General features: G+C 56.5%; 1 protein-coding gene. It reads left to right on the forward strand.

Annotation, left to right across the window (positions count from 1 at the left end):
* A partial coding sequence (locus tag SMB34_RS21165) for an autotransporter outer membrane beta-barrel domain-containing protein (protein WP_037992295.1) occupies nucleotides 1-1,059 on the forward strand: 1,059 nt, incomplete at both ends.

Consider the following 1,059-nt stretch of genomic DNA (forward strand, 5'->3'; position numbering starts at 1 on the left):
ACCCCGGCGGAGGACTTTAGTGGTTCATTTGATCTGACGGTGACCGCGCAGTCTGCGGATGGCAGCGATATCGCCACCGCGACGGATACGATTACGATTGATGTGGCGGGTGTCGCCGATACGCCGACACTGGAAGTATCCGATGCAAGCGGATACGAAGACAGGACAATTGCGCTGGATATCGATGCGGGCGTAACGGATTCGAGCGAAGCCTTGACCGTTACCATTTCCGGCGTTCCGGATGGTGCAAGGCTGACGGCAGGCACGAACAATGGTGATGGAAGCTGGACTCTTGATGCTGGAGACCTGGATGGTCTCAGGATCCGTCCGGTTCACAACTATAGTGGTTCGTTTGATCTTGGTGTCACGGCACAATCTGCGGATGGAAGCGATATTGCCAGCGCAAGCGGCATCATCACAGTTGAGGTTGCGGGCGTTGCCGACAGGCCATTGCTTGATGTGTCTGATGCATCGGGCAATGAAGATTCAGCTATCGCTCTGGATATTGATGCATCGCTCACCGATGATAGCGAAGTTCTGACAGTTACGGTAAGCGGCGTTCCGGAGGGAGCCATCCTCTCGGCAGGCACCAATAATGGCGATGGCAGCTGGACGCTGGGGGCTGACGACCTTGAAGGTCTGACGATCACCCCGCCTGAAAACTTTAGCGGTTCTTTCGACCTTTCTGTTGTTGCCCGGTCCACAGACGGAGATTCTTCGGCATCGACATCAGACCCAATTCGGTTAACGCGCACCCCACATTTTGGGAGCAACACGATCACCGTAGAGGTCACGGGGGTTGCAGATGCCCCGACACTTGATGTTGCGGACGCCAGTGGTTCCGAAGACAGCGCAATTGCACTTGATATTGATGCGGGCCTGATGGACGGCTCCGAAGTTCTAACCGTTACGATCAGCGGCGTGCCAGAAGGTGCCGCCTTATCTGCAGGTACCGATAACGGTGACGGCAGCTGGACACTGTCGGCGGCTGACCTGAATGGTCTTACGATCACGCCAGCGGGCGACTTCAGCGGATCGTTTGATCTGACCGTCACCGCG

Origin of the sequence: Thalassospira permensis NBRC 106175 (assembly GCF_000714555.1) — a bacterium.
Classification (GTDB): Bacteria; Pseudomonadota; Alphaproteobacteria; order Rhodospirillales; family Thalassospiraceae; genus Thalassospira; species Thalassospira xiamenensis.